The following is a 6198-nucleotide window of genomic DNA, read 5'->3' as shown; positions in this document are numbered from 1 at the left end:
AACCTGCCGGCCCGAAAAATGGTCAACATGGGCTTTACCGTCCTGGCGATGAATGCCGGTCTGGACAGTGCCATTCTCGACCCCACCAACGGTGATCTGATGGGCATCATCTTTGCCACTGAAGCACTGTTGGGCGAAGACGACTACTGTATGGAATACATTGGCGCCTACCGTGAAGGCATTTTCGGTCAGAAAAAATAGTCTTTCTGGCGTAAATCTACAGAATTGACAAATTAACCACACAATAAATCTGGTCAGCTGGTCACACAATCAGCTGACCGATATTGATAACCAACTATAAATAAATTATGATTGAACAGGAGAAAAAAATGTCAAAAATTCAAGAAGTTAAAGAAAAAGTAGAAATTGGTAAAACTAAACTGGTTCCTGGATTAGTTCAGGAAGCATTAGACGAAGGTAGCTCCGCTGCAGATATCCTGCAAGCGATGGTTGACTCGATGGGTGTTGTCGGCGAAAAATTCTCTTCCGGAGAAATCTTTGTCCCAGAAATGTTGATCGCTGCTAAAGCAATGGCTAAAGGTGTTGATGTTTTACGTCCGCTATTAGCCGGTGATACCTCAAACTCTTTAGGAACCTGCATTATCGGAACGGTTGCCGGTGATTTACATGATATTGGTAAAAACCTGGTTTCTATGATGATCGAAAGTGCCGGCTTCACCATGGTTGACCTTGGTGTTGATGTTCCTGCTGAACGATTTGTCGAAGCCATCAAAGAAAACAAAAACGTTACTTTAGTAGCTTGTTCCGGTCTGTTAACGACAACCATGCCAGCCCTTAAAGAAGCAGTTCAAACCATCAAAGCCAGTGGACTGGATGTTAAAGTTATTGTTGGTGGCGCCCCTGTAACACCAGAATACGCCGCTGAAATCGGTGCTGACGGATTTGCTCCTGATGCTGGTAGTGCCGCTGTTAAAGCCAAAGAAATGGTTGCTTAATCGTTAAACAAACATCAATCAACTAGCCCCTTAATTTATTATCATAAAAAAAAGCGAAACCCGCGGGTTTCGCTTTTTTTATGATTAAATGTTGTCACAACATAGCTCGTATTAGGCCAATCCCACTAGTTTTCCGGCAATCGGCAACCACAATGTAGCTAGACCCACAAAAGCGATTTGAAGCCAGATTGCCGCTTTAGGCATGTCGGTCATCTTGTAATAGCCAGCAGTATAAGTAATCAATGGAATGGTGTCAATCGGGAATAAATAACAGTTACCAGCACATAAGCCCAGGGCAATAATCAGTAGCGCCGGATTGATTCCGGTAGTAGCCGCCAAACTGATGATAACCGGTGTCAACACTCCGATTAAGGCCGGCGCGACAGGAACAATCAGCATGATCACAAAGCACATCACGGAGACGAAGAAAACCCCACCCATCAGTGAAAATGACAAAGATGACGGTAATACATAATTGACAAACCACTCGCTGACACCGTTTGCAACAATGGTATTGGCAATACATAAAACTGTTCCGATCAGGATAAATGAAATCCAGCTGACCGCTTTCATGTAGCGCTCCCAGGTGAGGATCTTGATCCCTGGCAGAAAGAATGACACACAGCCAAGCAAGGCTACCACAGTCACCTCAATGAACGGATAGAATGAGCTAAGCAGCCAGAAGAAAATCATTATTAACCCAATCAGAATGACTTTCAATTCTCTACTATCTACTTTTTCCTTAACTTCAATGGTCTTCAAATAGTTATCAATCTCATTTTTATCAATTTCCGCCGGGGGAAATACTTTCGTTAAGATATACCAGGCCAGCGGGACCATAACCAGTACAATCGGAATCCCACAGGCCATCCACTGAATAAAGGTAATCTGAACGCCCGCCAGATTTTGCAATAGTCCGATGGTTAAAATATTGATGCCGCTACCCGCTGGAGTCATCAGACCGCCCAGCATCACTGCTATCGGAATTCCCATCATCAGTGATTTTGCTGTTTGCTGGCGCTCTGCTTCATTTTTAAAAAGCTTGAGAAAACTGGCCCCAATGCCCATGAAAACAACCACCGATGGCACATCCGTGACAATCGAGGATACCAGGGCTCCTGCTACCATGATCGCCAGAACACAGGTTTTTACATCTTTGCCAAATTTTTTAAGCAAAGCATGCAAGATCCGTTGAACAATCGGCGTGGAGGTCACTGCCTCCGCCAGCCCAAATGATGCCAGTACAAAAAATAAGATCGTGTTGGTAAATCCACTTAGTCCGGCGGTCAGATTTTTTGTGACCCCCAGCGTTGGCAATAGCGCCAGACAAAGGAAACAAATAACACCAACTGGCAATGCCTCAGTAATCAACATGATTAAAAAGAACAGCAGCAAGCCAATGGTTATCAGTCCCTTATCGTTCAGACCCATTGGTATGGGTAGAAAAAAAACGGCTACCAGCACGGCAATGCTGATAATCATTCCGATTATCTGTTTTTTATTCATAATCCACCTCAATCATAGTTTAAAGATAATAGTTTTCCTGTTTTAGCCAATAGTATTGCTATTCATCTTATTAAACAAATAAGAAGCCTATCAATTGATTTGAATATGGCTTCTTATTTTTATGTTATTATTTTTATGTCATCTTTTTTAAGTCTATTATTCTGCTATTTGTTTTCTGGCGTTGATTTCAGTCTGATACTGAGTCACTTTTTCTTTGGTTAAACGGTATCCAAAAGTTAGCAGAACTGCACCGGCAAGAACTGTGGCACCTGGAATTGTACAGAATAAAGTCGTAATACCAGCTTTTAATTCTGGTGTGGCAGTAGCCGGATCCATTTTTGCAACGAAACCTACCGAAGCCAGCATTGCCGGAATAATTAAACCTTTGATAAAGATAGCAAGTTTCAATGGTAAATTCGATAATCCCATAACCCAGCTTGATGCTGCTTTTCCTGTTTTCCATTCACTGTAGATTGATGCATCACCATATAAAGCAACCATCAATGCATAAAGGAATCCTAAGAAGAACTGTGCACAGGAAAGGACAACCAGAACCATTGTGATATTTCCGACAACGAATTGACATCCAATTAAGAATACGCCTAAACCGTAACAGCCGATCAGTGCGGCTGTTCGTGTTGACAATTTTGCAGCAACATATTTACTTGAATATGAACCAATTACCGCCATAATATTGGCTACCAACAAGTATACACTAAACATTGCAACATCGTTCGCTACGTAGGTAAAGAAGTATACTGCTGAACCGGCACAAACAAAGTTAACGGTCCAACGTGCGACATCTGCTAAAAGTAACACTAACAAATGTGGGTTTTGAACTAATGATCTCGCCATATCGCCAATGGATATTTTTTCTTTTTTTGCAGTATTCGTATTTGCAGCAGCAGCATCTTCATATGTTACCTCATATCCACTTGTCAGTTTGAAGTGAATAAAATAGCCTAACCAGTAAACACATGCCATTGCGAATGCCGAAATAGTGAACCCAAGTACGGGGTTTTTAACTAATTCTCCAACCCATAAAATAGTGGCCAAGCCCATTGCTGAGAAAATAATTTTTCCAACATTTGCATAAGCGCCTCGTGTTGCAGATAATTGTGTTCGGTCTTCTGGGGTTGTTGATATTGTTGGAATTAGTGCTATATTAGCTACGTAAGAGAAGTTCCAAGCCACATGTGAAGTAATGAAAGCGACACAAATGATAATCATTGGTACGATTCCAGTGCCAATAACTGTAAACATCATCGTATAGAGAACCACGACAATTGGTGGTATTACCAATAAATACGATCTGTATTTTCCCCATTTCATTGGTTTAAGAGCATCAATAAATCCACCATAGAAAGGTGACAATACCATATCCACTGTACTTGTTAAGGTCATAATTATTGCAGTTGTTCCCAAATCAAATTTTGCAATGTTTGTTAAAAAATATGCAAAATAAAATACTTCAACATTCGACATCAGTGTGAAACCAAGATCTCCAATACCAAAGAATTTCTTAAGCCCTGAACTTAAGGGTTTTTTTTCCATAAAAGAGCCTCCTCAAATTTTTTAAATGATCGACTAAAGTAAAATTTCCGGATTTTTACCTTCGTCATTTTTGTTCTTTCAGTAATATTACTAAGACTTACTAAATAGTAACCCTTTACATCATATTTGTCAAGTATTTTTTATTAAACTATTGATATTTTACTGTTTTTTTAGTAATTTATGGTAATTTATTTTTTTACTCTATTCTTTTACTATTTTTCCTTGTTAATTCTCTCACTTAATGCTAAAATTGCTATGCCACATTGCTTTAAGGAGATAAAAATGCGAAAATTGACCAAGGGCGAGATGACAAAAGAACGCATCTACAAGAGCGCCAAAGAACTTTTTTATAATCAAGGCTACAATGCTACTACAATTCAGCAAATCGCCGATCATTCCGATACTACTTTAGGTTCGATGACCTATCATTTTGCGACTAAAGACACCTTTGTAGCGAGAATTTTTGATGACTATCTCAATTCTATCCACGATTCTCTTAATAAAAAGCTTATCGGATATAAACCTATCAATGCCTTTGAAAGACATTTTTATTTAACCATGGTCTGGTATCATCATCTGCTGAGTGACCCCCAGGTCAATCATTTTTATTATGAAATTTCTAAAAATGACTCACTCTACCCTTTTCTTCACGGAAAAATGGGTGAAATCTATCATGAGTTTGTCAGAGACTATAATCTGCGCATCCGTCCGATTGAATTCGATGCCCTGCTGATCGCCGATTTCGGCGCCCGACGCGAACTCACCCGGGCTTTCTGTGAATCCCGGATCAAAATGCCGGTGGAAGATTTTTCAATCCTGATCATCTCGAATACCGCCCGGTGCTGGGGCATTCCGGTTAAATCAATCTATCGAGTCAGCTACGAAGCGTTGCTGTTTTTTCGAGAACATGATTTTTCAGAAATTAAATTACTGATATAAAAAAGGTCTATTCAGATTATTTCTGAATAGACCTTTTTACTTTTTACCCTATTTTGCTTTAAAGGTAATGATCACACCTTCGGTAACACTGTTGGCCCAGCTGCCATCGCTGGAAAAAACGATATGCTGCCCTTGAACAATTGGTACAATTGATATCAGGTCATAGCCTTTTTCATCATAATTATTACAGGTATTTTCAATCTCTTGGGCCAATTCGACCGTTTTGCATTTTCTGAAGCCCTTGTTATAGTCATTTCCGACTGACTCCACCTTATCACTGATAGTCACGCTGATGTATTTTTTCATTTGTTTTTTCCCCCAACACAATTTATTATTCTATTGTATCATAATTGTGAAGGAAGTTCGAATAGAGTTTTTAAAATCACTTTTTTACACAAACCACGATTCCGCTTCGCTTCATCTTGGTTCGTGAGCAGTCGCCAACTGCAAGCGAGCTTGCGATTGGCTCATTGCCTTCACGCAACCAAGATTCCGCTCCGCTTCATCTTGGTTCGCGGGCGTCGCCAACTGCAAGCGAGCTTGCGATTGGCTCGTTGCCTTCACGCAAAAAACCGCCTCTACGGGAGAGGCGGCAAAAATTGATTGATACTTGTTATTTGCCTTGCGCTATCGAACTGATCAAACAGCATCGCTCAAATATCAATTTGTTTTTTTATTTTTATATTTTGCGAAGCAAAATATTAATCAGCTAACATTTTGGCTACAACACCAGAACCAACAGTACGTCCGCCTTCACGAATCGCGAAACGTAAACCTTCTTCGATCGCGATTGGCGTGATCAGAGTAATTTCCATTTGCACGTTATCGCCAGGCATTACCATTTCTACGCCTTCTGGTAACTTGATGATACCAGTTACGTCAGTTGTTCTGAAGTAGAACTGTGGTCGGTAGCCATCGAAGAATGGAGTATGACGTCCGCCTTCTTCTTTGGTTAAGACATATACTTCTGATTGATAATGGGTATGTGGTTTGATGGAACCTGGCTTAGCCAGTACCTGACCACGTTCGATTTGAGTACGGTCAACACCACGNANTAANGCGCCTACGTTGTCGCCTGATCGGCCTTCGTCCAGTAATTTACGGAACATTTCGATTCCGGTTACAACTGTTTTTCGAACGTCATGAATCCCGACGATTTCAACTTCTTCGCCGACTTTAACAATCCCACGTTCGATACGTCCGGTTGCTACGGTACCACGACCAGTGATTGAGAAGACATCTT

Annotated in this window: 6 protein-coding genes and 1 pseudogene; 3 read left to right on the top strand and 4 right to left on the bottom strand. The window is 40.7% G+C overall.

Annotated features, from left to right (window positions below):
• Together A3KS_RS23835 and A3KS_RS0116945 are read left to right on the top strand one after the other, a co-directional pair.
• Window positions 1-201, top strand: a pseudogene (locus tag A3KS_RS23835) (methyltetrahydrofolate cobalamin methyltransferase); the annotation flags it as partial.
• 128 nt (window positions 202-329) lie between these two features.
• Window positions 330-956 (top strand): corrinoid protein, encoded by a 627-nt coding sequence (locus A3KS_RS0116945; RefSeq protein WP_026395903.1) that lies wholly within the window; start codon window positions 330-332, stop codon window positions 954-956.
• Between the two features lie 111 nt (window positions 957-1067).
• Here A3KS_RS0116945 and A3KS_RS0116940 read toward each other — a convergent pair whose 3' ends face one another.
• Both A3KS_RS0116940 and A3KS_RS0116935 read right to left on the bottom strand, forming a co-directional pair.
• A complete protein-coding gene (locus A3KS_RS0116940; protein ID WP_026395902.1) occupies window positions 1068-2462 on the bottom strand; it encodes an SLC13 family permease in 1395 nt (464 codons plus the stop codon).
• A gap of 156 nt (window positions 2463-2618) precedes the next feature.
• A complete protein-coding gene (locus tag A3KS_RS0116935) occupies window positions 2619-4016 on the bottom strand; it encodes an MFS transporter (RefSeq protein WP_026395901.1) in 1398 nt (465 codons plus the stop codon).
• Window positions 4017-4298: 282 nt separating this feature from the next.
• On the opposite strand from A3KS_RS0116935, the gene A3KS_RS0116930 reads away from it, so the two are divergent.
• Complete coding sequence (locus A3KS_RS0116930) at window positions 4299-4955, top strand: TetR/AcrR family transcriptional regulator (RefSeq protein WP_026395900.1); 657 nt, start codon at window positions 4299-4301, stop codon at window positions 4953-4955.
• A 48-nt stretch (window positions 4956-5003) separates the two neighbouring features.
• Here A3KS_RS0116930 and A3KS_RS0116925 read toward each other — a convergent pair whose 3' ends face one another.
• Entirely contained in the window at window positions 5004-5261 is a 258-nt protein-coding gene (locus A3KS_RS0116925; RefSeq protein WP_026395899.1) for a hypothetical protein, read from the bottom strand.
• Between the two features lie 395 nt (window positions 5262-5656).
• A partial coding sequence (locus tag A3KS_RS0116920; RefSeq protein ID WP_026393639.1) for an EF-Tu C-terminal domain-related protein occupies window positions 5657-6198 on the bottom strand: 542 nt, incomplete at its 5' end.

The sequence above is a fragment of the Acetobacterium malicum subsp. dehalogenans DSM 11527 genome, assembly GCF_000472665.1.
In the GTDB taxonomy this organism is placed as follows: domain Bacteria; phylum Bacillota; class Clostridia; order Eubacteriales; family Eubacteriaceae; genus Acetobacterium; species Acetobacterium malicum.
The sequence above is the reverse complement of the archived record's forward strand: the minus strand, read 5'-3'. Positions and strand labels throughout refer to the sequence as shown.

What these genes read in the sequence shown, in the direction of transcription:
- A3KS_RS0116925 (WP_026395899.1), bottom strand. Translation starts at nt 5,261, where the DNA reads ATGAAAAAATACATCAGCGTGACTATCAGTGATAAGGTGGAGTCAGTC.
- A3KS_RS0116940 (WP_026395902.1), bottom strand. Translation starts at nt 2,462, where the DNA reads ATGAATAAAAAACAGATAATCGGAATGATTATCAGCATTGCCGTGCTG.
- A3KS_RS0116945 (WP_026395903.1), top strand. Translation starts at nt 330, where the DNA reads ATGTCAAAAATTCAAGAAGTTAAAGAAAAAGTAGAAATTGGTAAAACT.
- A3KS_RS0116935 (WP_026395901.1), bottom strand. Translation starts at nt 4,016, where the DNA reads ATGGAAAAAAAACCCTTAAGTTCAGGGCTTAAGAAATTCTTTGGTATT.
- A3KS_RS0116930 (WP_026395900.1), top strand. Translation starts at nt 4,299, where the DNA reads ATGCGAAAATTGACCAAGGGCGAGATGACAAAAGAACGCATCTACAAG.